Genomic DNA, 25,280 nt, shown 5'->3' on the forward strand with positions numbered 1-25,280 from the left:
GCGTCACACCCTCACTCGCGGATCAAGCGCCGCGTAAAGAACTTCGGAAAGCATCGAGGAGAACAGAATCACGATCGACGTGAAGCACACGTTGCCCGCAAGGGCGTTGACGTCGGATTGCTGAACCGCGTTGATGCCGTACTGGCCCATGCCCGCCCACGAGAAGATCATTTCGAGGAACGCGGCGCCCGCGACGAGCGTGCCGAAGGAGTAGGCGAAGTACGTCGACATGGGGATGAGTGCTACGCGCACACCGTGCTTGACGAGAGCGTGATTACGGGTTGCGCCCTTCGAGCGGGCCGTGCGAATGAAGTCGCTTCCGAGGACGTCAAGCATGATCGAGCGCTGGTAGCGCGAGTACCCGGCTGCACCGAAGGCGGCGAGGACGATGGTGGGAAGGATCAGGTGGTTGACACTGTCGAGGAAAGCGGTCATTCCACCCTGCGCGTGATACGTGGGGGTGTACGAGCCGCTGAAGCGAATGAGCTGCGTGCCGAGTGCTTGGTTAAGCTTCGTGGCCACAACCATGAGTAGAAGACCGCCCACGAAGGTCGGGGTCGAAATCAGCACGTACGAGGCATACGAGACAACCTGGTCTGAAAGCTTGTACTGGCGAACAGCGCCCCACACGCCGAGGATGACGCCGATAAGGGCCCCGAGAATTGCGCCAGCGATCAGGAGGCGCAGCGAAACGCCGGCGCGCATCGCCATCTGATCGATGACCCACTGTCCCGAGATGTCCTTGCCGAGCTTCTGGCTCCACGGCTTTACAACGATGTTCGAGAGCCACGTCCAGGTGCGCTGAAGGATCGGCACCTTGTCATTCATGTTCAACTCGTTGAGCGCCGCGTCGATTGAGGCCTCGGGAATTGGAGGATTCTGATTGAGCCAACGTCGGCGCGGATAGAAGAAGCTGCCGGCAGCGATGTAGGCGAACACGGTTGCCACAACGGTGAGGAACGCGTAGTTCACGAAACGGCGAAGGAGGTACTTTGTCACGAGAGTGCTCCGATCAGAGCGGTGAAACGCTCGCTGACTTCCCATGCACTCTGTGCGCGGCGCGAGGGGGCTGCGACGCGGCAGGCGCTGAGGGGGGTGGATATAAGGGTCACGCGTGCTTTCCTTATTTGCAGTCGGCGCCCGGGGGCGACGGGATCGGGTGCGTCCGGGGCGGGCGCGGGGATGCTCCAGAATAGGGCAGTTCAACGACCGTGGAGACGCTGACCGTATTGTGAACAGCGGCGTCACGGAAAGGTCATGAACTATTCACGGAACGGTTGAACTGTACCTCATGTGAGGTGGTTCACCGGACCATTGTGAAGGATTTTTCTACGCCTCCTTTGTTCAAGTCAAACTGTGAGACTAAAAAACATGGTTAATTATGCAGTCGGTGATTCGCCTCGAGAGCTTAGTGGTACCGATTATAGGCGCTACTCCCGGCACCTCAATCTCCCGGGTTTCACGCTGGAGACGCAGCAAAAGCTGAGGCAGGCCCGGGTTGTGGTCGTTGGGGCGGGGGGTCTTGGAGCGCCTATCCTGCAATATCTAGCCGCCGCTGGCGTTGGTCACATTACCGTTGCGGACCCTGATCGAGTGGATATTTCCAACCTGCAGCGGCAAGTTATACATCCGGAGTCCGCCGTCGGAACGCTGAAGACCTCTTCCGCCGCAGCGGCCGTCCGCGCACTCAACCCCACCGTCGACGTACGGGAAGTGCCCGAAGCGCTGACGCCGATCAATGTGCTTCAAGTTCTCGAGGGTCACGACCTTGTTCTTGACGGCACCGACAATTTCCCTACTCGCTACCTCGTGTCCGACGCCTGCGAAATCCTCAACCTGCCTCTGATCTGGGGGTCGATCCTTGCGTTCGACGGGCAAGTGGCTGCGTTCTATGGCGATTCAGGCCGTGGCGTCACCTATAGGGATGTCCACCCTCGCCCCCCGAAGCCAGGCGAGGTCCCTAGCTGCAGTGAGGCGGGGGTGCTGGGTCCGCTCGTAGGCGTCATCGGTTCAACAATGGCGATGGAGGCCCTCAAGGTCCTCACCGGTCTCGGCACTCCGCTCTATGGGCGCATTCAGCTCTATAGCGCACTGACCGGCGACTGGACGCGCATCGACGTTGCCCGTCGTCCGGGCCGCGCGCCCGTCACCGAACTCGAAGACCTCGTGGAAACGTGTGGTTTCCCCGCGGTCGAGTCACCCGGGGCGGCGCCGGTGCACGGGGAAGTCCTCTCGCCAGCTCAGGCGCGGCGTGAGGCTGCCTCCGGCCGGCTCCTTATCGACATCCGCGAAGAATCGGAAGCTGCGGCGGGCATGCTGCCTCATGCCGTCAATATCCCGCGGGCCGAACTCATGGAATTTGCGCGAGGGGAGAGAGTGGCCGTCGGGCCGCTTCGAAGCGTCGATGAGCTGTCCGGCGCGATTGTGCACTGCGCGGGAGGGGCGCGTTCGGCGGCGGTGCAGGCCGAGCTTGCAGCGCTTGGGATCGAAGTGGCCGACATGGCGGGCGGCTACCTTGCTGCAACCCTGGGTGATTAGTGGTGTTGTGGCTATGGAGGTGAGGGGTGCTGGCGTGGCTCGTGCTCCCCATCCTTTCGCCACTGCCTTCTTGTTGCTCCCCATCCGTTCGCCGCAGCCTTCCTGCCTGTAGCCCCGCTCCTGCCTCTCTTCCGCTTCCCGCCCCCTTCTTCTGGCCTAGAAAACTAACCCCAACGTTTGTGGGGGTATTCGCCGCGATACCGCCACAAACGTTGGGTACAGATTCGGGGTCTTGGGCCGCGGCGACCTGAACCATCGGAAGTTATCCACAATTTGGCAGGGGCGCTTTTTCGCAAGGCCGCCGGCGGCAAGACTTGCCGTATGAATCGACCTCCCTTGCCGCTGCCAAAGAAGCTTCCTCCGGTGTTTGTTTCGCGTGACCTCGCTGATCACGGGATCAGTCGAGACCGACTTCGACGAAGCGACATCGCGACCCTCGGCCCCGGCCTATATGCCGACAGGAACCGGGACTTCACCGAGCCTGAACTTGCCCGGGCGCTTTGCGCGAAGTACTCGCACCTGGTGCTTTCGGGGGTGAATGCGGCGCGGGTGCATGAGATGCCGCTTCCGCCCCAGCTCTCGACGTGGGACCCCGCGGCGCCCATGAGCTTCACGACGTCGCTGAAGGACGCGCGGCCACATCCCATGATTGACCTGCATTTTTCACGGGTTGAACCGCACGAAGTGCGCACTCTCCGGCGCGGGAACCACACGCTGCAAATCCTGTCTCGCGTGCGCACCTGGCTCGATCTCGCGTCGATCGTTCCGCTCGATTACCTCGTGGCCGCCGGTGATGCACTCGTACGCGTGCCTCGCCCGAACCTCGAGATCGGGCGAACTGGAGCCTACGCAACCCTCGCAGAATTGGAGGCAGCAGTCGCCGCCTACCCAGGCCTTCCCGGAATTTGTCGTGCGCGAAAGGCACTCGAACTTATCAGGGTGGGCTCCGATTCCGCACAGGAGAGTCGTGCACGGCTCGCAATGGTCTTCGCGGGGCTCAAAGAGCCGCGTCTCAATGTCCCAATTCTCGACGAGCATGGGCGCATTGTGTGCTCGCCAGATTTCTTTTGGGAAAGGGAGCGGGTTGTGGGGGAGTACGACGGTGACTACCACCGCACGCTCGACGCGATCGAGCGGGATCGCGCAAAGGACTTCGTGTACGCGGATCGCGGTCTCGAGGTGTTTCGTCTCCATATCCGTGACCTGCCGCTACTTCCGCTCAACGCCCCCGATGATGTGGTGATGAGGGCACTCGGGAATTCCCGCGCGGCAGCGGTTGCACAGAGGGCACTGAGGCGTAGGACGAGAATTGCGTGCGGCCCGACGCGGTCATAGCAACGGTCGAGCAAGGTGGACAGGGACCGAATGGGAATCTGTACCCAACGTTTGTGGCGGTATAGCGCCGAAAAGCGCCACAAACGTTGGGGTTAGTTTCCTAGAGCAAGGAGAGGGCCCGGAGGCGACGCAGAGGGGTGCCGGAGTGGGGGCGGAGGGGTACCAGAGAGGCTGCGGAGAGGCCTCGCCTGGAAGGCTGCGGAGACCCTGCCTGGAGCGAGACAGAGACCCCGCCCGGTGGGGCTGCGGCTCCGGGGAAGCCGTGAAAGGGACGACCCTCAGCCGCCCGCGAATGGCGGCAGCACGTCCACCCTGATAGTGCCGCCCTCGCTCGCGACGAGGCGCGCCTTCGGGTCGTTCTCGCTCACCGCATTCACGAGGAAGCTGCAGCGGCCAAGTACCTCACCGGCGTCGGGCCCCGCCTCCGAAATGGCGCCTGACCGCAGCGCTTCGAGCAGGTCCCCGAGGGTCGTCCCTTCGAACTCGACCCGTTGCTCGCTTGTGCCGAAGGCGTGGGCCGCGCCGGCAAAAAAGCGAACGTCGGCGGTGGTTTTTTCAGTCATGCGTCTATCCTCCAATGGCGCTCATGGGCCGCTCGGGTTGAACAAAGTCGCTGCGTTCCATGCCGTGACCGACCTGCTTCCCCCATTGGGCGGCGCGCCAACGATCGGCGATAGCTTCGTCACTCGCGCCGGAACGCATGAGGCCGAGGAGGTCCGTCTCGGTGTGCGAGAACAGGCACGTGCGCACGCGGCCCTCGGCGGTAAGGCGCGTGCGGGTGCAGTCCGCGCAGAACGAGCGGGTAACGGAGGCGATGATTCCGACGGTTCCGAGCGCCTCAGTGCCCGGCCGCTCGCACGCTTCGACGAACGGCTCGCCGGGCGGTGGCGGTAGAACCCGCCGCACCGCGCGTGTGTCGGCGGGGTCGATGCCGCGATCCTTGAGCGCCTTGGCGATCGTGCCCGGCGCTCCCGGGCCCGCGACGCCTTCTCGCGGCCACACATCGAATTTTTCGGCGGGCGCCCCGCCGCGCACCTCGCGCACGGGGTGCAGAACGTAGTAGGGGCTGAGCAGCTGCCACACGTCGTCGGCGGTCACCATGCGCTCGCGGTTCCAGCGGCCGGCGCCATCGAGTGGCATGTATTCGATGAAGCGCAGTTCGAGGCCGCGCTCGAGGCACCACGCGAGGAGCTCGGCCGCTTCGTGCTCGTTCGCGCCGGGTTGGAGAACGGCGTTGATTTTGATGGGACTCAGCCCGGCTGCGCGTGCGGCCTCGATGCCCTCGAGGACGCGGTGGAGGAACGGGCGGCGAGTCATTGCCTCAAACGTTTCGGAATGCGCCGAATCAAGCGAAATGTTGATGCGGTCAAGGCCCGCAGCCACCAGTCCTTCGGCGCGTTTTTCGAGGCCGATCGCGTTGGTCGTGAGCGAGATGTCGGGCCGGGGATCGAGGGCGGCGACTTCGGCGATGATGTCGGCGAGGTCGTTTCGCGTGAGCGGCTCGCCGCCCGTGAAACGCACTTCCCGGATTCCGAGCTCCTCCACGCCGATGCGGACGAACCGCGCGACCTCTTCGACGCTCATGAGCTGCGGTTTCTTGAGGAATTGGAGGCCGGCCTCGGGCATGCAGTAGGTGCAGCGGAGGTTGCAGAAATCCGTGAGGGAGATGCGCAGGTCGCGCGCCGTACGCCCGAAGGTGTCGATGAGCGCGCCCGTTGCGGGGCGCCCTTCGGTCGAGGGCGCTTCCTCGATGGGGTCCATGGCGCGGGGCTTCGGCATCCCGAGATCGATCGACATGCTCTCCTTTACGGGGAACGACAAAGAGGTGTCACACCAGCTTAGGGGACTTTCGCGCGCTACCCTAGAGGCCCTGGCCACACGAGGAAGGAACACCACCGTGGAGCAAGACTCGCGCCTCGCGCCTGGTCGCATCCCTCTCGCCGAGCACCGGCGGAGCCTTCGGGAGCTCATGGGCGCCGTGCTGGATTCGCCACACGCCCCGGGCGTGGCAACCGTCGGCCTCGAACGTGCCCGAGGCCGCACCCTCTCCCGAGACGTGACCTCGCCCGTGAATGTGCCTCCCGTCGCAAACTCGCAGATGGACGGCTTCGCGCTCAACGTTGAAAGCCTCGCCCCAACCCCCGACGGTGCCCCGATTACGCTTCCGCTCGGCCCTCTCATCGCGGCGGGCGACGAGCCCTCGACGCTCGAGCCGGGATCGGCTCGCCCCATCATGACGGGCGCCCCCATCCCCGCGGGCGCGAACGCCGTGATCCCCGTCGAAGAGACCGCGGTCGGCCGTTTTGCTCAGCGGACGAAAGAAGAATCCGACGTCGGCCAGCAACCGTCGGACCTCACGTTTACCCTTGCCCCCGAGCACCGCACCGAGGGGTGTTTCGTGCGCCCCGCGGGAAGCGACACCGAGTGCGGCGACGTTGTCGCGCGGGCGGGCCAGGTGCTGACTGCGCGCCTGATCGGGCACCTCGCTTCTGTTGGCGTGGCCGAAGTGGAGGTGCGCGAGCGGCTGCGCGCCGTTGTCGTCTCGACGGGAACTGAAGTGCGCGAGCCGGGGGAGCCGGAGCCGGATGACTGGCGCATTTTTGATGCGAACTCCTTCCTCGTGTCCGCGGCGCTTGAAGACGCGGGGATCGAGGTGTGCGCCAGGCTTCGCGTTCCGGATGATCCGCGTGCGCTTCTCGATGACGTGGGTGCGGCATGCGAGAGTGCCCGGGCGCATCTTGTCGTGTCGACCGGCGGGGTGAGTGCGGGGGCCGTCGAGCCGATTCGCCAGGCGGCCCAGATGGCAGCCTCGCCGCTGCGCCTCGCGTTTGACAAGGTGGCGATGCAGCCGGGAGGGCCGCAAGGACTCGGGATGCTCGCGGCGGAGCATGGCGAGGTCGCGTGGATCGCGCTACCCGGCAACCCGGTTTCGGCGTACGTGAGCCTCGAGATGTTCGTTCGCGACGCCCTCGCAGCACCGCCGCGCGCGCGTGTGCACCTGCCGGTGCGCACACAAACCGGCGCGAGCGAGCCTTCCCCGGAGGGGCTCGTGCAGGTGCGGCGGGCCCGGCTCAACGCTGACTCAACTGTGAAGCTCGTGGGCGGCCCCGGTTCGCATCTCGTGGGCGCGCTCGCCCTGAGCGATGCGCTCGTGCTTATTCCCCCGGAGGTCACGCGCGTGGCCGACGGCGACATTCATGAGGTGATGATTCTTCGATGACCAGTGTCAACAGTGGCGATAGCAGCCCCCTTACGCACGTGCGCTCCGACGGTTCGAGCCACATGGTCGATGTGTCGAGCAAAGCCGTCACGACCCGCGAAGCTGTCGCGAGCGCGACCCTGACGAGCCGCGCCGACGTGATCGACCGGGTTCTCGCGGGCGAGCTGCCGAAGGGGGAGGCGCTCAGCGTCGCCCGAGTTGCGGGCATCATGGCGGCCAAGCGCACACACGAGCTGATCCCGCTGTGCCACCCGCTTCCCATTACCAAGGTCACCGTGGACTTCGCGCGGATCGCTCCCGAGGCGATCGAGGTTCGCGCGCGCGTCAAGACCGAGGGGAAGACTGGCGTCGAAATGGAAGCACTCACGGCGGCGAGCGTTGCGGCGCTCACGGTGTACGACATGGTGAAGGCCGTCGATCACCTCGCGGTAATCGGCGACGTCAAGGTTCTCGCGAAGTCCGGGGGTAAGAGCGGCGATTGGGACCGTAACGTCGCGAGCGGCGACAAGGGCGGTGCGCGGTGAAGTGTGTGGGGGAGCGCGGTTGGTCGGCGTGCGTGATCGTCGCCTCGACGCGCGCGGCTCGCGGCGAATACGAAGACCTCACGGGACCCGTGCTCTCCGCGTGGCTTGAACGGTGCGGCTTTCGCGGGTGTGGCGTCACGGTGGTTCCGGATGGGCCCGACGTTGGCCGCGCCCTTGCAGATGTCATCGCCTCGGGAGTGGATCTCGCGATCACGACGGGAGGCACCGGCCTCACGCCGAGCGATGTCACGCCGGAACAAACTCGCCCCCACCTCACGCGAGAGATCCCCGGGATTGCGGAAGCTTTGCGACTCAAGGGGCGCGAATCGACGCCGTACGCGGTAGTGAGCAGGGGGCTTGCCGGTTTCGCCGGTCGCACTCTCGTGGTGAATCTGCCCGGCTCCCGTGGTGGAGTGAAGGACGGTATGGCGGTGCTCGAGCCCATTGTCGAGCACGTCCTGCGCCAGCGCGATGGGGGAGGTCACGAATGAGCGAGGGGAAAGACGTGAAAGCAGTGCAGGATGAGCGCGACCCGCGCCTCGGCGGCGTCGAGGACCGCGTGCGTCACGCGAGCGTGAGTGGCGAGCCGGTCGCCGTCGCTGACATGGTCCGTTGTGTCGAGGATCGGCGCTGCGGCGCGCTCGTGACCTTCGACGGACTCGTGCGCGACCACGATGAGGGGCGCGGGGTTGTGCGTCTCGCCTACGAGGCGCACCCGAGCGCGAGCGAGGTCATGGCCAATGTGGTGCGCACGATCGCCGAGCGCTACCCGGATGTGCTCGTCGCCGCAAGCCACCGCCACGGTGCTCTTGAGGTGGGCGATTCGGCGCTCGTTGCTGCGGTCGCAGCTCCCCACCGGGCGCGTGCATTCGAGGCGTGTGCGGATCTCGTGGATGAGGTGAAGGCGCGCGTTCCGATTTGGAAGGACCAGTATTTTTCCGACGGTACCCACGAGTGGGTCGCCGCGATCGGCTGAGGAGCGTTTCGATCTTAGGTTTTGGGGCATGAATAAACGCCCGGCGCTGCTGCGCTCGTAGGAGCGGCGCGCGGGGCGTTCGGTAGGTGAGGTTGGGGGATTTAGCGGCCGAGACCGAGGGTTGTCGAGCCCTGGCTGCTCCGGGCCTGTGCGATTGCCGCGAAGTCGCCGCCAAGTCGGTTCTTGTGAACCGTGTTGTGTCTTTCGACGTCCTGTCCAACCATGTGATCGGCGAGGTTTTCGAAGGTCTTGAAGATTGAGCGGATGATGGTCATTTTGGGTGTGTCCTCACTACCGGTGGTACCTAATTTGTGCGCGAAAAGTGGCGGTAGAGCGCTCTCCACCGCTGGTTTCTCACGTGTTTCAATCTTATGAAGTGGACACAAAGTCGCGCTAGGGTGGACCGTGTGATATGGAACCCGGGTTCCGGTATGCCGGATATGTGACGTAGGAGCCGCGGGCTTATGGGACCTAGGCCCCGTTTTGACCCGAATCCCACCCACCTGAATTGCATAGGAGTTGTGGGGGTTTGCGCTCCGCGTAAAGCTGGCACTCAGCTTTGACGAGTGCTAACGGGCACACTAGTCTTGATCCGTTGGCAGTCTCAGCGTGAGAGTGCCAAAGGTGCGCCGGGTTGCTCGGCACCGCGACGACGAGCATCCCACCGTGGCACACCCGTCAACTTCACATTGATTAAAGAAGGAGTGAGGTCGCATGTCGGTCTCCATTAAGCCCCTCGAGGACCGTGTCGTCGTCCGCCCGCTCGAAGCCGAGCAGGTGACTGCTTCGGGCCTGATCATCCCCGACACTGCCAAGGAAAAGCCCCAGGAGGGCGAGGTCGTCGCCGTTGGCGAAGGCCGCTTCGACGACAAGGGTGCTCGCATCCCCATGGACGTCAAGGTTGGTGACAAGGTCGTCTTCTCGAAGTACGGCGGCACCGAGCTGAAGTACGGCTCCGAGGAATACCTCGTTCTGAGCCAGCGCGACGTTCTCGCAATCATCGAAGGCTGAAAGGCGCACCGTGGCAAAAGAAATCATTTACGACGAGGAGGCGCGTCGCGCGCTTGAGCGCGGCGTCGACAAGCTCGCGGACACCGTCAAGGTGACGCTTGGCCCCAAGGGCCGCAACGTCGTCCTCGACAAGAAGTGGGGCGCCCCCACCATCACGAACGACGGCGTGACGATCGCTCGCGAGGTCGAGCTCGATGATCCTTACGAGGATCTCGGCGCTCAGCTCGCGAAGGAAGTCGCGACCAAGACCAATGACGTTGCTGGCGACGGCACGACGACCGCAACCGTTCTCGCCCAGGCGCTCGTGCACGAGGGCCTGCGCAACGTTGCTTCGGGTGCCGCCCCCGCGGCGCTCAAGCGCGGCATGGAGAAGGCTGTCGAGGCCCTCAGCGAGAAGCTCGGCGAGATCGCGATCGACATCGATTCGAAGGAGCAGACCGCTTCCGTCGCGACCGTGTCGTCGCAGGATGCCGAGATCGGTGAGCTCCTTGCCGAGGCATTCGACAAGGTTGGCAAGGACGGCGTCATCACGGTCGAGGAGTCCTCGACGACGGCGCTCGAGCTCGACTTCACCGAGGGCATGCAGTTCGACAAGGGCTTCATCTCCCCGCACTTCGTGACCGACGCTGACCGCCAGGAAGTCGTTCTCGAAGACGCCTACGTGCTCATTAACCAGGGCAAGATCTCGAACGTGCAGGAGTTCCTGCCCGTGCTCGAGAAGGTTGTGGAGTCCGGCAAGCCCCTCTTCGTGATTGCCGAGGACGTCGAGGGCGAAGCCCTCGCAACCCTCGTGGTCTCGAAGCTGCGCGGCTCCTTCAAGGGCGCCGCTGTAAAGGCTCCTGCCTTCGGCGACCGCCGCAAGGCCATGATGCAGGACATCGCGATCCTCACGGGCGCTGAGGTCATCACGCCGGATCTCGGCCTCGACCTCAAGACGACCGAGCTCAGCCAGCTCGGCACCGCACAGCGTGTTGTCATCACGAAGGACAACACGACCATCGTGGGCGGCGCCGGTGATGTCGAAGCCGTGTCCGATCGCGTCCAGCAGATCAAGGCAGAAATTGAGAACACCGATTCCGAGTGGGACCGCGAGAAGCTCCAGGAGCGCCTCGCGAAGCTCTCGGGCGGCGTGTCCGTCATCAAGGTTGGCGCGCACACCGAGGTCGAGCTCAAGGAAAAGAAGATGCGCATCGAAGACGCGGTCGCCGCAACGCGTGCCGCGATCGAAGAGGGCATCGTCGCTGGCGGTGGCTCGGCCATCGTCCAGGCCGCGACCGTCCTCGCCGATGATCTCGGGCTCGAGGGTGACGAGGCCGTCGGCGTTCGCGCCGTCGCCAAGGCCGTTGCCGAGCCGCTGCGCTGGATCGCCGAGAACGCCGGTGAAGAGGGCTACGTCGTAGTCGAGAAGGTCAAGGAGTCCCCGGTGGGCACCGGCCTCAACGCTGCGACCGGCGAATACGTCGACCTCGTCGACGCTGGCATCATCGACCCGGTCAAGGTGACGCGCAGCGCCCTGCGCCACGCCGCCTCGATCGCGGGCCTCGTTCTGACGACCGAGACCCTCGTCGTCGACAAGCGCGAGGACGACGAAGAGTAGTCAATCGTCGGCCCCCCATCTCACGCGCCCCGCTCCTTGAGGTTTCTCGAGAAGCGGGGCGTATTCTTAGCGGAGTGCACCCACAACGCGCCGCGCGCGCCCACGCACACCGAAGCCCGAACTGCCGAAACTCGCGAGAGTGAGAGGGGATCGCATGAGCGCAGTGTTCCACTCACCATCGCGCAGCACGCCCAGGGGTGAGCGCCCCACGCAGGATGTGACGACGAGACACAACGGCAAGGCGCACAGGATTGTTATGCGGCCGAGCCCCGCGGCCATGAGCGCCTCGCTCCTTGCGGCGATCGTGTTCACGGTTCTTCTTGAATTTCTCGTGGGCATCAGTTTCATCGGTCAGGGCCTCTGGAGTGATGCGCGACTGTTTCGCGATCACTGGTTCACCCTGCCGCTTTACGTGTGGTTCGGTGTCGTGGCTCTTGCGCTCATCGGGGTGCTGCGCATTGTCAGCCAGTGCGTGATCCTTCATGACGATCGGATCAAGGTTCGAGGGCTCTTCCGCATCCCGCGTTCGGCGCGCTGGAGTGCGCTTTCGGGAATTTGGCTCGTGCGCGACATCTACCGCGGCAAAGAGCCTCGTGACCCCGTGGAGTCCGAGGTCGATGCGTTCGATGCTGCCCTCATCATGCGCTCGAGTACGAGCCGCGTGGCGAACCTCTCGGGCGCGTTTTACGGCACGCGGGCGCAGTCGATTCTCGTGCGCGAAGCCGAGGCTCACGGCGTCAGGATCGACCATATTGATCATGCGCGCCCCGGTGAGCTTGCCCGCATGATGCCCGGCTCGCTGACGGTCATCGATCGTCACCCGAACATGTTCGTGCTCGCGATTGTCGCGTTCTACGCCGCGCACAATGTGCTGACCTTCATGATCTGGGGGATCTGAAGCCACCGGTTCCTTGGCACAATGGAGCCATGCCTGCCCGCCGTACGAAGCGTTTTGCCCGCCCGCCTTTGCCGCAGAGGGCTGGGCTCGATGCCGTGAGGGTGGTGGCGGCGCCACGCGAGGTGGGCCGTCCGGTAGGCGAGGTGCTGCTGGACCGATTCCCTGCGCTCGGTTCGCCTGAGGCGCGTGACCTCGGTGCGCGTTTCGCCGAGGGCGAGGTCGTGGACCAGCATGGCGCCGCGTGGTCAGCCCAGGAGCCGATGATGCGTGCGCGCGAAGTATTTTTCCACCGGGAGCTCGCGCCGGAACCTTTCGAGCCGGCCGAGATTCCGATCGTGTACGAGGACGGGCATCTGCTCGTGGTCGCGAAGCCGCGCACGATGGCGAGCATTCCGCGCGGCGAGCACATTCGCCGCAGTGCCCTCGTGCGACTACGAGTCGCGCATGGGCTTCCCGATCTCTCGCCGATTCATCGGCTCGATAAGCAGACCGGCGGGATCCTCGTGCTCTCGAAGATTCCGCAGGAGCGGGGCGCCTACCAGCAGCTCTTCGCGCGCGGGGAAGTGCAAAAGCGGTACGTGGCGTGGGTGTCGGGGGAGGGGACGACGCTTGCCGAACTCGAGCGCGGCCCGATCGAGATCCGCGAACCCATCGCGAAACGGCACGGTGATCTCTGGGCGCACATTGACCCGCATGGGAAAGAGGCGTGGACGAGCGTGCGGATGATGCGGCGTGAGGCGGAGAGCCGTCGGAGTCTCGTGAGCCTGGTACCGCATACGGGCCGCACCCACCAGCTGCGCGTGCACCTTGCACACGTGGGCCTGCCGATTGTGGGGGACGAACTGTATCCCGCGCCCCCGCCCGATCCCGCGACGGGGGAGCGGTCACGACGGGACGTGAGTGAGCCTCTCGCCCTGTGGAGCGTGCTCATGGCGTTCACTGATCCGGTGACGGGCAGGGAGCGTCGGTTCGAGTGGTGGCCGCCGGAGGTGCCGGGAGATGACTGAGCGCGTTGAGCCGCGTGTGAAAGGTGGCCGGATCGCGCTCGGCCCGACCTTTGTCGCGCGCCTAGTGCCGTGGCTCAAGTGGGGGGCGCCGCTCCTTGCCGCGCTGTTCCTTCCGGTCACGGGCCTGTATGTGGGGCGCATCAGCGGTTGGCCATGGTTTGTGTCGCTCCCGCTTGCGTGGTGTGCGGGCTGGGCCCTGCTCGCGCTGCTTCTGCTCGCCGTGCTCGCGTGCGTGCACAGGACTACCTGGTGGGACCCGGTTGCGGGCGAGGTCCGTCGGGGCCGGCAGCATCTTGCGGTCGCGCACGTCCAGGCGGTGGTTCCGGACTTTCGGCCCCAGGGTGTCACGGCGCTGGAGGCGGGGGAGGGGGCCCGACGCTTGCTCATCCCCTATAGCGGCTGGGACGACCGCAGTTACGAGGGAATCGCCGAATTCGAGCGGAGGGTATTTGCGGGGGAGGGGGTATCTCGCCCGCAGTTGCTCGCGCGCGATCGAGCCGCGCGAAAGTCCTGGGAGAACCGCGCTCTTGCGAAGAAGTACGGGATGGCATGGCGCGGCGAATTCGAGGATCCGCACGTGTTTCTCGAAGCATTTGATGCGCGCAGGAAGCAACTGGCAAGGAGGCGGCGCTAAGGTTGGATCATGACGAATGATCCCTTCGGTTTTGTTGGCCTTACCTACGACGACGTGCTGCTTCTCCCCGGGGAGACGGACGTCATTCCCAGCGATGTTGATACGACCTCGCGCCTCACGCGCGAGATTAGCTTGAGGGTGCCCCTCGCCTCCGCCGCGATGGATACCGTGACCGAGGCTCGCATGGCGATTGCGATGGCGCGCCTCGGCGGTATTGGCATCCTCCACCGCAACCTTTCGATTGAGGATCAGGCCCACCAGGTCGACCTCGTGAAGCGTACCCAGACCGGTCGCATCCCGAATCCCGTGACCATCGGTCCGGAGGCGACTCTCGAGGACTTCGATGCGACGTGCGGCAACTACCGAGTTTCGGGCCTGCCCGTCGTCGATGAACACGGGAAGCTTCTCGGTATCTGCACGAACCGCGACCTGCGCTTCATTCCCGTCGCCGAGTGGGCGAGCACGAAGGTTGCGGACGTCATGACCCGCGAGGTGTACACGGCACCCACCGACGTGAGCCGCGAGGAGGCAACGGCGCTGCTGCGCAAGCACAAGCGCGAACGCCTTCCCCTGGTCGACGAGAACGGGACGCTCACGGGCCTCATCACCGTCAAGGACTTCGTCAAGAGCGAGCAGTTCCCGAATGCCTCGAAGGACGCCGAGGGGCGCCTGCTGATCGGCGCGGGCGTGGGCTTCTTTGGCGATTCCTACGAGCGCGCCGGTGCGCTGCGCGACGCGGGCGTCGACGTGCTCGTGGTCGACACCGCGAATGGTCACGCGCGCCTCGCCCTCGACATGATTCGCCGACTCAAGGCTGATAAGGCCTTTGACGGCGTTCAGATCATCGGCGGTAACGTCGCAACCCGCGAAGGTGCCCAGGCCCTGATTGACGCGGGCGTGGATGCCGTCAAGGTTGGCGTGGGCCCGGGCTCGATCTGTACGACTCGCGTCGTCGCCGGCGTTGGCGTCCCGCAGGTCACGGCCATTTATGAAGCCTCGAAGGCATGCAAGAGCGCGGGTGTTCCCCTCATTGGCGATGGTGGCCTGCAGTACTCGGGTGACATCGCGAAGGCTCTCGTTGCCGGTGCCGATACCGTGATGCTCGGCTCGCTCCTGGCGGGCACCGCCGAGTCGCCCGGCGAGGTGATCCTTATGAACGGCAAGCAGTTCAAGAGCTACCGCGGCATGGGCTCGCTCGGCGCGATGGCTTCGCGCGGCAAGAAGTCCTTCTCGAAGGACCGCTATTTCCAGGCAGATGTCGAGACCGACGACAAGATCGTGCCCGAGGGCATCGAGGGAACTGTCGCCTACAAGGGCGCGCTCGGCACCGTCGTGCACCAGCTGACGGGCGGCCTCGCACAGTCGATGTTCTACGTGGGGGCGCACACGATTCCGGAGCTCAAGGAGCGCGGCAAGTTCGTGCGCATCACGGCGGCGGGTCTCAAGGAATCACACCCGCACGACATGGCGCAGATCGTCGAGGCGCCGAACTACCGCGCCCGCTAAGGCCTGGGGCTACTCGGCGCGCAGGGCCTCGACCGGGTCCTGTCGCGCCGCCCTGCCCGAGGGGATCACGCCCGCCAGTACGGTGAGCACCACCGAGATTCCCACGAGGATCACTCCCGCGAGCGGCGGGAGGCTCGCAATGTTCTCGACGTCGAATTTTTGCTCGACGATGATGTTGGCAGGAATGCACAGCAGCAGGGTGACCCCCACGCCCATGAGGCCCGCAAGCAACCCCTCGATCACGGTTTCCGCATTGAACACGTGCCGGACGTCGGCCTTGGAGGCACCCACCGCGCGCAGGATGCCGATTTCCTTGCGCCGCTCAAGCACGGAAATGTAGGTGATGATCGCGATCATGATCGACGAGACCACGAGCGAGATCGACACGAAGGCGATGAGCATCCACGTGATCACGTTGATAATGCTCGTCACCGAGCTCATGAGCATCCCCACCATGTCGGTGTAGACAATCTCCTTTTTCTTCTCGCCCCGCGCCTTGGCCTGCGCGTTGTAGGAGTCGAGAATGGCCTTGACCTTGTCCTTGTCCTTGAAACTCGCCGGGTAAATATCGACTTGATCGGGACTCGTGCGATCAGCCCAGCCGAGCTTTTCGAGATTGTCCTCGTAGCTTGCCGCGCGCGTCGACACCATCGTCGACATGAACGCAGCGAGTTCTTCCTTGTCCATGTTCATCTCGAACGCATCGGCGAATTTCTCCGGATCGACGCTCATGGCATTCGCGAAATTCTCGCCCATCGTGGACATCGCGTCATTGATCTGGCGTTCAATCTCGCCCTGGAGGGCGCTCATGTATTCCTGCATCATGGAGCCGATCGCGGTCGTCATATACTCGCCGATCGTGTTCTGGATTTGGCTGGCGAGCGCGCCGCCGAGCTGGGTGGAAAGCTGCTCGGCGATGGCGCTCGAGAGATCGTTGCTGACCGCCGAGGAAATCTCCTGGAGCGCCGGGTCCTCACCGAGAGCGTCGGAGAGTTGTTGCTCGAGAAGTTCCCGATTGACGACCTGGTCGGAGTTCGAAATCTCCTCGATTTTCGCGCGGACCTCGTCGGTTTGGAGATAGTCGAGCACCACTTCGGCCGTGTCCCGATCGGGAATCTGGTCGCCGTCGGAATCGGCATGGGCCGCGTAATATGCCTGGAAACCCTGGACGAGCGCACCCGCTTCACCGCTGAGGTACTCGCCGGCGCCCGGCCGGACCACCTCGCCCTCAAGTGCTTTCGCAAGAACCCCTGGGAGGTCGATATCGGCGAGCTGAGGGTAGCGGGCCGTGAGATCGGCAAGGTCGAGATCCCCCACGTTTACGTTCGGGCTTCCGACGGCTGCCGCGCCCGGGTCGAGGCTCGAAAGATCAAGGTCGCTCATATCGAGTGCGCCCGGATCGAAGTTCGGAGCGGGCATCGAGCTGAGATCGAGGCCGCTGAGGTCCATCTGGAGCTTCGACTCGTCGATCTGGAATGCGCCGCGGATCTTCTCCTGGTCGACCGTAAACAGGGAGCTCATATCGAAGTCGTCGCCCTGATCGTCGTTTTTGAGTTCGTCGAATGTCTTTCCGGTGAAAACGTCGACATCGGGATGCGCCCGCTGCTCGTGGACGATCTCCGACTGGGCAGCTTCGGTAATGACCTGGTCCGTGAGGGCGGGGAGGTAGGAGATGCCCTGCTGGAGCGCGCCCATGTCCTCGCCTTCGTTGGGGCGCACGATGCCGACGATCGTGAGGCGCTCGCCTTTTTCGATTTTCTCGCGCATGAAGTCGGCATCGCCGCTGCGGTCGATCCACGTGCCGGTGTCGTCGTTGTGGGTGTAGGTCTCGAAGGCGTTGACGCGCGAGAACTCGGTGCCGATGATCTGGTCGAAGGTGTACTCGCCCGGTTTTGTGGAGTTCTTGTCTCCCGAGGTGCCGTCGGAATCTCCCGATGCCCGGCCAGCCTGCGTGTTCTCCATCATTTCGTCGAGTTTCGCGTGGTCCTTGAGGCCGAGTGTGTACTCGTATAGATCGGGCATCTCGCCGTTTTCGTCGAGAACGAGCACGAGTTCGTGCGCGTTTGTTGGCCAGCGGCCGTCGAGGACCCGGTATTTCGAGGTGTAGAGCGCGGTGTTTTCGGGAAGCTGACGGAAGGCGTCCATCGAGAACATTGCGCTCGCGGGGCTGAGCGAGAAGCCTCCCGAGTATTGAGAAAACGCCTGTTCAGGATGGACCTGCACGGGTTTGTCGGTGCCGAGCGCGTAGATCTGGGGTTCGGCTGCATACGAGTATTCGATCGCCTTGACGTAGGAGTTGATTCCTCCTCCGTTGGCGTCGAAATACTTCTTGAGGGAAGCGAGATCGTTGGTGCTCGTCGAGTTCATGGAGCGCGTGTACATCTCAACGGCGCGGACCGTGTTCGCTTTTTCTTCGCCTTTGGGCTTGGCGTTCGCGAGTCCCGATTCCATCGAAACCCCCGTCTTCTGGATGCTGAGAGGGTAGTTCGCGAGAGCGTTTTCCTCGGTTTTGGCGATGTAGCTGTTGACGCCGTTCGCGAGCGCGAGAATCGCGGCGATACCGATGATGCCGATCGAGCCCGCGAACGAGGTCATGATCGTGCGGCCCTTTTTCGTCATGAGATTGTTGAAGCTGAGCATTAGTGCCGTGAGCGGCCCCATGCGCGTGTTGCGCGTGGGCTTCGCTTCGCGCGTCTCCTCGAGGGCCGGGTCGAAGGGATCGGAATCACCTACGACGTTGCCGTCGGCAAACTCGACGACGCGGGTTGCGTATTCGTGGGCGAGCTCGGGGTTGTGAGTGACCATGATGACGAGGCGATCGCTCGCGACCTCGCGAAGAAGGTCCATGACCTGCACGGACGTGGCGGAGTCGAGGGCACCCGTGGGCTCGTCGGCAAGAAGAATCTCGGGGTCGTTGATGAGGGCGCGTGCAATAGCGACTCGCTGCATTTGCCCGCCGGAAAGCTGACTCGGTTTCTTGTGCACGTGTTCGCCAAGGCCCACTTTGGCGAGGGCATCGAGGGCGCGTTCGCGGCGCTCGGACCGCCCGACGCCCGAGAGCGTGAGAGCGAGCTCAACGTTCGCAAGGACACTCTGGTGGGGGATGAGGTTGTAGCTCTGGAAAACGAAACCGATGCGGTTGTTGCGGTAGCGATCCCAGTCGCGGTCCTTGAAGTTCTTCGTGGAGATACCGTCGATCACGAGGTCGCCGGAATCGAAGTGATCGAGTCCTCCCACAACGTTGAGCATCGTGGTTTTTCCGGAGCCGGACTGCCCAAGGATCGCGACGAACTCGTTGTCACGAAACGCGACGCTCACGCCGGCAAGTGCGACCTGGGTAAAGGTGCCCGTCGTGTAGGACTTGGTGATGTTGTGCAGTTCGAGCACGGCTCTCCATGGTTGCTCGCGCGAAGGGGGTCTTTCCTCATCCTACGGCCGGCCACGTTTAAATGTCCCACCCCGACGTAGGCTTGTGACATGAGTTGGATTGACGGCCCGATGCTGGGCTTTGATACGGAAACCACCGGCACGGATACCGCGAATGATCGCATCGTGACCGCAGCCCTCGTGTTCTCCACGGGGCCGGGCCGCGAGGGCGAAACTGTCGCGACGTGGCTCATCAACCCGGGCGTGGAGATTCCCGAGCAGGCCTCGCGCGTGCACGGCATCTCCACGGAACACGCGCGCGCCTACGGCATGGAGCCCGCGCCCGCCCTCGAGGAAATAGCGGTGCGCATCGTTGAGTGCCTTGAGCAGGGCGCTCCGATCGTCGCGTTTAACGGCGGCTTCGATCTTTCGATCATCGAAGCGGAGCTGAGCCGCAACGGCCTGCCCACGATCGAGGATCGCCTCGGCCGCGCGATCGCGCCTGTCGTCGATCCGCTCGTGCTCGATCGCGGGTTGGATCGCTACCGCAAGGGCAAGCGCAACCTCTCGACCCTCATGGAGGTGTACGGGATCGAGGAGCCGGAAGGCAATATGCATACGGCAGATGTCGATGTATCCATGACCCTCGATGTTCTGCGCGCCATGGCGAAGAAGCACACGGTCATTGCCGAAAGCGATCTCGCCGAGCTGCACAAGAAGCAAATCGAGCTCCACCGTGCATGGGCCGATAACTTCATCGACTATCTCAAGCGGCAGGGCAAAACACCAGACGTCAATCCCGTATGGCCTCTGTAGACTGGGAACCGTGCAGAACGAAATCGAAATTGGACGCAATAAGCGAGGCCGTCGCACCTACGGCCTCGACGATGTAGCCGTGGTGCCCTCCCGCCGCACGCGGGACCCGGAGGATGTCTCAACCTCGTGGCAGGTCGATGCCTACCACTTCGACATCCCGATCTTCGCGGCCCCCATGGATTCCGTGATGAGCCCCGAAACGGCGATCCAACTCGGCCAATTCGGCGGGCTTGGTGTGCTCGATCTCGAGGGCCTGTGGACTCGCTACGAGAACCCCACGCCGCTCCTGGAGGAGATTGCGCGCCTCGACCCGAAGGATGTTCACCACCGCATCCGCGAGATCTACTCGGAGCCGATCAAGCCGGGCCTCATCCGTGAGCGCATCACGCAGCTACGCGAAGCTGGAGTGGTCGCGGCCGGTTCCCTCTCGCCGCAGCGCACGCAGGAACACTGGAAGAGCGTCGTCGATGCGGGCGTCGACATCTTCTTCATCCGCGGCACCACCGTGAGCGCCGAGCACGTCTCGGGCAACCGCGAGCCGCTCAACCTCAAGCGCTTCATCTACGAGCTTGACGTCCCCGTCATCGTGGGCGGGTGCGCAACCTACACCGCGGCCCTTCACCTCATGCGCACGGGGGCGGCGGGCGTTCTCGTGGGCTTCGGTGGCGGCGCGAGCCAAACCACGTGGGAGACCCTCGGTATTTCCGTGCCGCTCGCCTCTGCCGTCGCGGATGTCGCCGCGGCCCGCAGGGACTACATGGACGAATCGGGCGGCCGCTACGTGCACGTGATCGCCGACGGTGGCCTCGGTCGCAGCGGTGACATCGTGAAGGCTATCGCGTGCGGGGCCGACGGTCTCATGGTCGGTGCCGCGCTCGCACGAGCCACGGAGGCCCCCGGCGGCGGCTTTCACTGGGGCAGCGAGGCACACCACCCAACGATGCCGCGCGGGCACCGTGTCGAGGTCGGCCAGGTCGCGCCACTCGAGCAGATCCTGTTCGGCCCCGGCCTTTCTGCCGATGGCACCACGAACCTCGTCGGCGCGCTTCGCCACGCGATGGCGACGACCGGCTACACGGACCTCAAGGAGTTCCAGCGCGTCGAGGTCGTCACGACTCGCTGATACCCTCCACGAAAAATGGGGCTCGCCATTGTCGGCGAGCCCCACTTTCTGTGCGGTAATCGTTAGCCGCGTGCAACCTCGAGGGTCTGCTGCGCGATCGCGAGCTCTTCGTTCGTGGGGTACACGACAACGGTGACCTTCGATTCAGGCGCCGAGATGATCCACGGTTCCTTCTTACGCTGGGCGTTTGCTTCCTCGTCGAGGATGATCCCGAACTCCTCGAGACCCTCGAGGGCGCTCGAGCGGGCAAGCGAAGCGTTCTCGCCGATGCCCGCGGTGAACGTGATGACATCGAGCCCACCGAGGATGAACGCGTACGCACCCACGTACTTCTTGACGCGGTGAGCCCACATACCGAGCGTGAGCTTCGCGGCTTCGTCGCCAGCCTCCACGGCGGCGGAAATGTCGCGGAAGTCGCTCATGCCGAGCTGGCCCATGAGACCGGACTTCTTGTTGAGAAGCGTGTCAACCTCGGCGGGATCCATGCCGGCCTGGCGGCTGAGGAGCGCGTACACCGACGGGTCGATGTCGCCTGAGCGGGTGCCCATGACGAGGCCCTCGAGCGGGGTGAGACCCATCGAGGTATCAACGGGCTTGCCGTTCTTGACGGCGGAGGCAGAAGCGCCATTGCCGAGGTGCAGGACGATCTGGCGGAGGTCCTCGCCTTCGCGGCCGAGGAAGCCCGGCACGCGAGAGGAAATGAACTCGTGGGAGGTACCGTGCGCGCCGTAGCGGCGAATCTTGTACTGCTCGGCGACCTCCTTGTTGATCGCATACGTGTATGCCTCGGGCGGAAGCTGCGTGAAGAACGACGTGTCGAAGACGACGACGTGGGGAAGGTTCGGCAGGAGCGCGCGTGCACCGTTGATGCCGTCCACCGCCGCGTAGTTGTGCAGCGGCGCGAGGGCACCGAGTTCGTGGATCTGGTCGCGGACCTCGTCGGTCACGAGGGTGGCTTCGGGGAACACCGCGCCGCCCTGGACAATGCGGTGGCCAACGGCGCTCACGGTTTCCTCGGTCAGCTCAACGCCAACCTTCGCGAAGAGCTCCTCGACGACCTGCATGCCCTTAACGTGATCGGGGATCGAACCCTCCCACGTTTCTTCCTTGTCTCCGGCTTCGATCGACGCGTTGCCCGTGGGCAGCGTGATGCGCTCGACGATGCCGGAGGCAGTCACGTGATTCGAGGTCGGGTCGATGAGCTGGAATTTAATCGAGCTCGAACCCGAGTTAATCACGAGAACGTTGCTGTTGGTCACGGTTTCTCCGTTCGTAGTCAAGAAGGGGCTCTTCGCCCGTCAGTTCTGGTTCTGCGCCTGGATCGCGGTGATCACGACGGTGTTGATGATGTCCTCGACGAGCGCGCCGCGCGAAAGGTCGTTCACGGGCTTGTTGAGTCCTTGCAGGACGGGGCCGATCGCGATCGCTCCGGCGGAGCGCTGCACTGCCTTGTACGTGTTGTTACCGGTGTTGAGGTCGGGGAACACGAACACGGTCGCGCGGCCTGCGACGGCCGAATCGGGAAGCTTGGTCTTGGCAACCGAGGCGTCCACGGCGGCGTCGTACTGGATCGGGCCCTCGACGTTCAGGTCGGGGTGGTTTTCCTTCACGAGCGCGGTCGCTTCGCGTACCTTGTCGACGTCGGCCCCCGAACCGCTCGTGCCCGTCGAGTACGAGAGCATCGCAATCCGCGGGTCCACGCCGAACTGCTCTGCCGTTGCGGCGGACTGAGCAGCGATGTCGGCGAGCTGCTCGGCGGTCGGGTCAGGGTTCACGGCGCAGTCGCCGTACACGAGGACGCGGTCCTCGAGCGCCATGAGGAACACGGAGGAGACGACCTTCGCGCCCGGCTTCGTCTTGATGATCTGAAGCGCGGGGCGGATCGTGTGGGCGGTGGAATTCACGGCGCCCGAGACCATGCCATCGGCATACCCCATGTGGACCATCATCGTGCCGAAGTAGGAGACGTCCTGTACCGCGTCGCGCGCCTGATCGAGGGTCACGCCCTTCTTTGCGCGAAGACGCGCAAACTCTTCGGCAAACTTCTCGACGAGCTCTTCATCGTGCGGGGATACGATGCGGGCTTCGGCGATGTCGTGGCCGAGCTGTGCAGCCTTCTGGCGGATCGCGGTTTCGTCTCCCAGCAGCACGAGGTTTGCAACGCCGCGGCTGAGGATCGCTTCGGCGGCTGCGATGATGCGCGGCTCATCGCCCTCGGGAAGCACGATCGTCTTCTTCTCACCCTGCGCGCGGGCAATCAGGTCGAACTGGAACATCATCGGGGTCACCACGTCGCTCTTTGCGAGGTTGAGTGCCGAAATGAGGTCGGTCATTGCAAAATTTTCGGCGACGAGGCGGCGGGCCGCATCGATCTTTTGCGGCGTCGAGGTGAGCTTGCCGTCGATATTGCTCGCGGCAACGGCGGCCTCGAAGGTGTTTTCCTCTGTCACGATGATCGGCAGGTCGCCCGTGCCGAGGGCTTTGATTTCCTCGGGAAGGTCGTAACCGCCCGTGAGCACGAGCGAGCTGAGCGACGGGAACGTGCCCGACTGCTGTGACATGAGGATGCCCTGGATGAGATCGTGCCGGTCACCGGGGGCGATCACGGTGCTCGATTCGTGGAGGTTCTTGAGCACGTTCGGCAGCCCCATCGCGGCTACGACGATGTCGAGCGCAACGCGCTCGAGAAGCTCAGGCGCACCCTGGACGACCGTGCCGTTCACAGCGTCCTTGATAGCGTTCACGCTCGGCGAGTACACGATGTCCGATTCGGGAAGGGCAGCGGTGATCACGCCTTCCGGAAGAACCTTCGCGATCTCTTCGCGGGTTGCGGGCAGGTCCTCGTCCGCGGCGCGGTTGATAACGACGGCGACGGGGGTCGCGTGGTTCTGGGCGAACTCGTGGAAGGCGATCTGGGCGACCGTTGCGGCCTGCTGTGGATCGCGGCGGCGCGAGCTTACGACCAGCACCACCGGAGCGCCGATGTTCGCGGCCACAGAAGCGTTGAAGGCGAGCTCGGTGGGGTTTGCGAGACCGTTGTAATCAGAACCGAGAACGAGCACCGCTTGATACTTCTCGCGCAGCTCCTGATAGCGGCGCATGATCTCTTCCTGCGCCTTCTCAGGATTGGAGTTCACGAGGTCGTAGGTGACGCCGAGTGCTTCGTCGTAGCCCTGGCTAATGCCCGGGTGCGAAGTAAGGAGTTCAACGGCGGCGTCACGCTCGTGGCGCGAATCAATAATCGGCCGGAACACGGCGACGTTCTCTGACGTAGCGACGAGGGCTTCAAGGAGGCCGAGGGCAACGGTGGATTTGCCGGAGCGTCCTTCTGACGAGGTTACATACACACTGTGAGACACGTTTTCTAGGATAGGGCGAGGAGTTGGACGCTGCCCGGGAACCGAGGGCCCACTCGCTCAATCTCACGCCTACACTTAAGGAATGCTTCGCGTCGCTCTCCGCCCCAAGTTCCTGGGCCTACTGGCCCTCATGGCAACAGCGACCCTCGTCTGCGGTCTCCTCGCGAACTGGCAGTTCGAGCGAGCAACGCGAGCCCTCGAGGCCCGCGACGAAACGACATCCGCCGCGCCCGTCCCGATCGAGGAGCTCATGGACGCGAACGCGCCTGTCACAAACGCGGTCCAGGGTCGCCTCGCGTCATTCACGGGGGAGTTCGTGCCTTCGGAGCAAGTGCTCGTGCCCGGCCGCGAGATCGACGGCCACGAGGCCGCCGTCGTTGTCACAAACGCGCGCATCACTCAAGGGCCGCTTCGCGGCACATCCATCCCCGTCGCGCGCGGTTACACAACCGTCCCCTCGAGCGAATGGGACACCCTTCCCGAGCCGCCCGCCGGAGCGCGCACAATAGTCGTGCGCCTCGAGGCCTCCGAGGAGGCGAGCGGCACCGTGCGCCGCGAGGATGACGGGGGTGTGGCGACCGTCGGAACGCTTTCCTCCACCCTGCTCGTGAACGTATGGGAGGGGCCCATGCTCGCCGGGTACGGGGCCCTCACGAACGAGGCGCGTCAGTACATGGCCGGGCCAGGGGAGTCCGACGGTGCGAGCGCAACCGCTGCGGACGCGTGGCGTGACCTCGGGCCGCTTCCCGCCGCACAGTCGAGCTTCACGAGTGGCCTCAACCTCCAAAACTTCGGATACATGCTCCAGTGGATCCTCTTCGGCGTGTTTTTCCTCTACATCTGGTGGCGAAGCGTGCGCTCCACCTACCTTGACGAGCAGGCTGAGCGTAGGCTCGAACTCGAATCGCGGCTCGCCGGCGAAAGCTCGGACTAGCCGCCACCGCCCCAACCATGCCGCAAGGAGGCCCCGTGGCTCGCAAGCCGCTCAATGACACTCAAATTCGCACGTCGATGGCCCGCTTCCGGGTCGCCTCGATCGTGGAAGGTATCGCCCTGCTCGTGCTCGTCGCGATCATGATCATGCGCTACCTCGTGTACGGCGGCCAGAGCGATCTGTGGGCGACGATTTCAAAGACGTGGAGCCCCATCCACGGCCTCATCTACATGATTTACGTCGTGCTCGCCTTCGACTTGTGGAGCAAAATGCGCTGGGGCCTCGAGCGGATGCTCCTGCTCATGTTCTTCGGCGTGATCCCCGTGCTGAGCTTCTTCGGCGAGCGCTGGACTCACGCCAAAGTCGAGCGCGATCTCGCCGAGCGCCCCACACTCGGCGATGCAGCGGACCAGTAGTACGCGCATTAGGATGGAGA

Annotated in this window: 23 protein-coding genes; 16 read left to right on the forward strand and 7 right to left on the reverse strand. The window is 64.2% G+C overall.

Annotated features, from left to right (window positions below; genetic code table 11):
* Window positions 1–3: 3 nt before the first annotated feature.
* Window positions 4–999, reverse strand: a complete 996-nt coding sequence (locus HMPREF1484_RS04735; RefSeq protein WP_016663883.1) for an ABC transporter permease — start codon at window positions 997–999, stop codon at window positions 4–6.
* Between the two features lie 372 nt (window positions 1,000–1,371).
* Here HMPREF1484_RS04735 and HMPREF1484_RS04740 point away from each other — a divergent pair, with 372 nt between their 5' ends.
* Together HMPREF1484_RS04740 and HMPREF1484_RS04745 are read left to right on the forward strand one after the other, a co-directional pair.
* Window positions 1,372–2,538 carry a ThiF family adenylyltransferase gene (locus HMPREF1484_RS04740; protein ID WP_016663885.1) on the forward strand — a complete coding sequence of 389 codons (1,167 nt, stop codon included), beginning with the start codon at window positions 1,372–1,374 and terminating at the stop codon, window positions 2,536–2,538.
* A gap of 321 nt (window positions 2,539–2,859) precedes the next feature.
* Complete coding sequence (locus tag HMPREF1484_RS04745) at window positions 2,860–3,873, forward strand: hypothetical protein (protein WP_147594890.1); 1,014 nt, start codon at window positions 2,860–2,862, stop codon at window positions 3,871–3,873.
* A gap of 278 nt (window positions 3,874–4,151) precedes the next feature.
* Here the strand turns inward: HMPREF1484_RS04745 and HMPREF1484_RS04750 are convergent, their stop codons facing one another.
* Complete coding sequence (locus HMPREF1484_RS04750) at window positions 4,152–4,436, reverse strand: MoaD/ThiS family protein (protein WP_016663887.1); 285 nt, start codon at window positions 4,434–4,436, stop codon at window positions 4,152–4,154.
* A gap of 4 nt (window positions 4,437–4,440) precedes the next feature.
* Window positions 4,441–5,670, reverse strand: a complete 1,230-nt coding sequence (locus tag HMPREF1484_RS10915) for a GTP 3',8-cyclase MoaA (protein WP_016663888.1) — start codon at window positions 5,668–5,670, stop codon at window positions 4,441–4,443.
* Window positions 5,671–5,770: 100 nt separating this feature from the next.
* On the opposite strand from HMPREF1484_RS10915, the gene glp reads away from it, so the two are divergent.
* Genes glp through HMPREF1484_RS04775 form a run of 4 tightly spaced genes read left to right on the forward strand, consistent with a single transcriptional unit; the run spans window position 5,771 to window position 8,593 of the window.
* Window positions 5,771–7,093 (forward strand): gephyrin-like molybdotransferase Glp, encoded by a 1,323-nt coding sequence (glp, locus tag HMPREF1484_RS04760; protein ID WP_016663889.1) that lies wholly within the window; start codon window positions 5,771–5,773, stop codon window positions 7,091–7,093.
* On the forward strand, window positions 7,090–7,617 hold the full coding sequence (gene moaC, locus HMPREF1484_RS04765) for a cyclic pyranopterin monophosphate synthase MoaC (RefSeq protein WP_016663890.1): 528 nt from the start codon (window positions 7,090–7,092) through the stop codon (window positions 7,615–7,617). Before glp ends, moaC begins: the two co-directional genes overlap by 4 nt.
* A complete protein-coding gene (locus tag HMPREF1484_RS04770; protein WP_016663891.1) occupies window positions 7,614–8,108 on the forward strand; it encodes a molybdenum cofactor biosynthesis protein B in 495 nt (164 codons plus the stop codon). Before moaC ends, HMPREF1484_RS04770 begins: the two co-directional genes overlap by 4 nt.
* Complete coding sequence (locus HMPREF1484_RS04775; protein ID WP_016663892.1) at window positions 8,105–8,593, forward strand: molybdenum cofactor biosynthesis protein MoaE; 489 nt, start codon at window positions 8,105–8,107, stop codon at window positions 8,591–8,593. The genes HMPREF1484_RS04770 and HMPREF1484_RS04775 overlap by 4 nt, the downstream gene beginning before the upstream one ends.
* Window positions 8,594–8,694: 101 nt before the next feature.
* Here the strand turns inward: HMPREF1484_RS04775 and HMPREF1484_RS11540 are convergent, their stop codons facing one another.
* On the reverse strand, window positions 8,695–8,868 hold the full coding sequence (locus HMPREF1484_RS11540) for a hypothetical protein (protein WP_016663893.1): 174 nt from the start codon (window positions 8,866–8,868) through the stop codon (window positions 8,695–8,697).
* Between the two features lie 439 nt (window positions 8,869–9,307).
* Here HMPREF1484_RS11540 and groES point away from each other — a divergent pair, with 439 nt between their 5' ends.
* From groES to guaB, 6 genes are all read left to right on the forward strand, one after another.
* Window positions 9,308–9,604 (forward strand): co-chaperone GroES, encoded by a 297-nt coding sequence (gene groES, locus HMPREF1484_RS04780; RefSeq protein ID WP_016663894.1) that lies wholly within the window; start codon window positions 9,308–9,310, stop codon window positions 9,602–9,604.
* 10 nt (window positions 9,605–9,614) lie between these two features.
* On the forward strand, window positions 9,615–11,201 hold the full coding sequence (gene groL, locus HMPREF1484_RS04785) for a chaperonin GroEL (RefSeq protein ID WP_016663895.1): 1,587 nt from the start codon (window positions 9,615–9,617) through the stop codon (window positions 11,199–11,201).
* Between the two features lie 154 nt (window positions 11,202–11,355).
* Window positions 11,356–12,099: a hypothetical protein gene (locus tag HMPREF1484_RS04795; protein ID WP_016663896.1), complete on the forward strand. Its 744-nt coding sequence runs from the start codon at window positions 11,356–11,358 to the stop codon at window positions 12,097–12,099.
* A 29-nt stretch (window positions 12,100–12,128) separates the two neighbouring features.
* Window positions 12,129–13,106, forward strand: coding sequence for a pseudouridine synthase (locus HMPREF1484_RS04800; protein ID WP_016663897.1), 978 nt, complete (start codon window positions 12,129–12,131; stop codon window positions 13,104–13,106).
* A complete protein-coding gene (locus HMPREF1484_RS04805) occupies window positions 13,099–13,740 on the forward strand; it encodes a hypothetical protein (RefSeq protein WP_016663898.1) in 642 nt (213 codons plus the stop codon). The genes HMPREF1484_RS04800 and HMPREF1484_RS04805 overlap by 8 nt, the downstream gene beginning before the upstream one ends.
* 9 nt (window positions 13,741–13,749) lie before the next feature.
* Window positions 13,750–15,246: an IMP dehydrogenase gene (guaB, locus tag HMPREF1484_RS04810; protein ID WP_016663899.1), complete on the forward strand. Its 1,497-nt coding sequence runs from the start codon at window positions 13,750–13,752 to the stop codon at window positions 15,244–15,246.
* 9 nt (window positions 15,247–15,255) lie between these two features.
* On the opposite strand, the gene HMPREF1484_RS04815 is transcribed toward guaB, so the two are convergent.
* Entirely contained in the window at window positions 15,256–18,633 is a 3,378-nt protein-coding gene (locus tag HMPREF1484_RS04815) for an ABC transporter ATP-binding protein/permease (RefSeq protein WP_016663900.1), read from the reverse strand.
* Window positions 18,634–18,723: 90 nt separating this feature from the next.
* Between HMPREF1484_RS04815 and HMPREF1484_RS04820 the strand changes: the two genes are divergently transcribed.
* Window positions 18,724–19,428 carry an exonuclease domain-containing protein gene (locus tag HMPREF1484_RS04820; protein WP_016663901.1) on the forward strand — a complete coding sequence of 235 codons (705 nt, stop codon included), beginning with the start codon at window positions 18,724–18,726 and terminating at the stop codon, window positions 19,426–19,428.
* 10 nt (window positions 19,429–19,438) lie between these two features.
* Complete coding sequence (locus HMPREF1484_RS04825) at window positions 19,439–20,551, forward strand: GuaB3 family IMP dehydrogenase-related protein (RefSeq protein WP_016663902.1); 1,113 nt, start codon at window positions 19,439–19,441, stop codon at window positions 20,549–20,551.
* 62 nt (window positions 20,552–20,613) lie between these two features.
* On the opposite strand, the gene HMPREF1484_RS04830 is transcribed toward HMPREF1484_RS04825, so the two are convergent.
* Window positions 20,614–21,810 (reverse strand): acetate/propionate family kinase, encoded by a 1,197-nt coding sequence (locus HMPREF1484_RS04830; RefSeq protein WP_016663903.1) that lies wholly within the window; start codon window positions 21,808–21,810, stop codon window positions 20,614–20,616.
* A gap of 39 nt (window positions 21,811–21,849) precedes the next feature.
* The gene (gene pta, locus HMPREF1484_RS04835) at window positions 21,850–23,910 is read right to left on the reverse strand and encodes a phosphate acetyltransferase (RefSeq protein ID WP_051120625.1); all 2,061 of its coding nucleotides are present in this window, start codon (window positions 23,908–23,910) and stop codon (window positions 21,850–21,852) included.
* Window positions 23,911–23,992: 82 nt separating this feature from the next.
* Here pta and HMPREF1484_RS04840 point away from each other — a divergent pair, with 82 nt between their 5' ends.
* Together HMPREF1484_RS04840 and HMPREF1484_RS04845 are read left to right on the forward strand one after the other, a co-directional pair.
* A complete protein-coding gene (locus HMPREF1484_RS04840) occupies window positions 23,993–24,844 on the forward strand; it encodes an SURF1 family protein (protein WP_016663905.1) in 852 nt (283 codons plus the stop codon).
* Window positions 24,845–24,879: 35 nt separating this feature from the next.
* Window positions 24,880–25,260, forward strand: coding sequence for a DUF3817 domain-containing protein (locus tag HMPREF1484_RS04845; protein WP_016663906.1), 381 nt, complete (start codon window positions 24,880–24,882; stop codon window positions 25,258–25,260).
* The last annotated feature ends 20 nt before the right edge of the window (window positions 25,261–25,280 follow it).

The organism is Dermabacter sp. HFH0086 (assembly GCF_000413375.1).
Taxonomy (GTDB): domain Bacteria; phylum Actinomycetota; class Actinomycetes; order Actinomycetales; family Dermabacteraceae; genus Dermabacter; species Dermabacter hominis.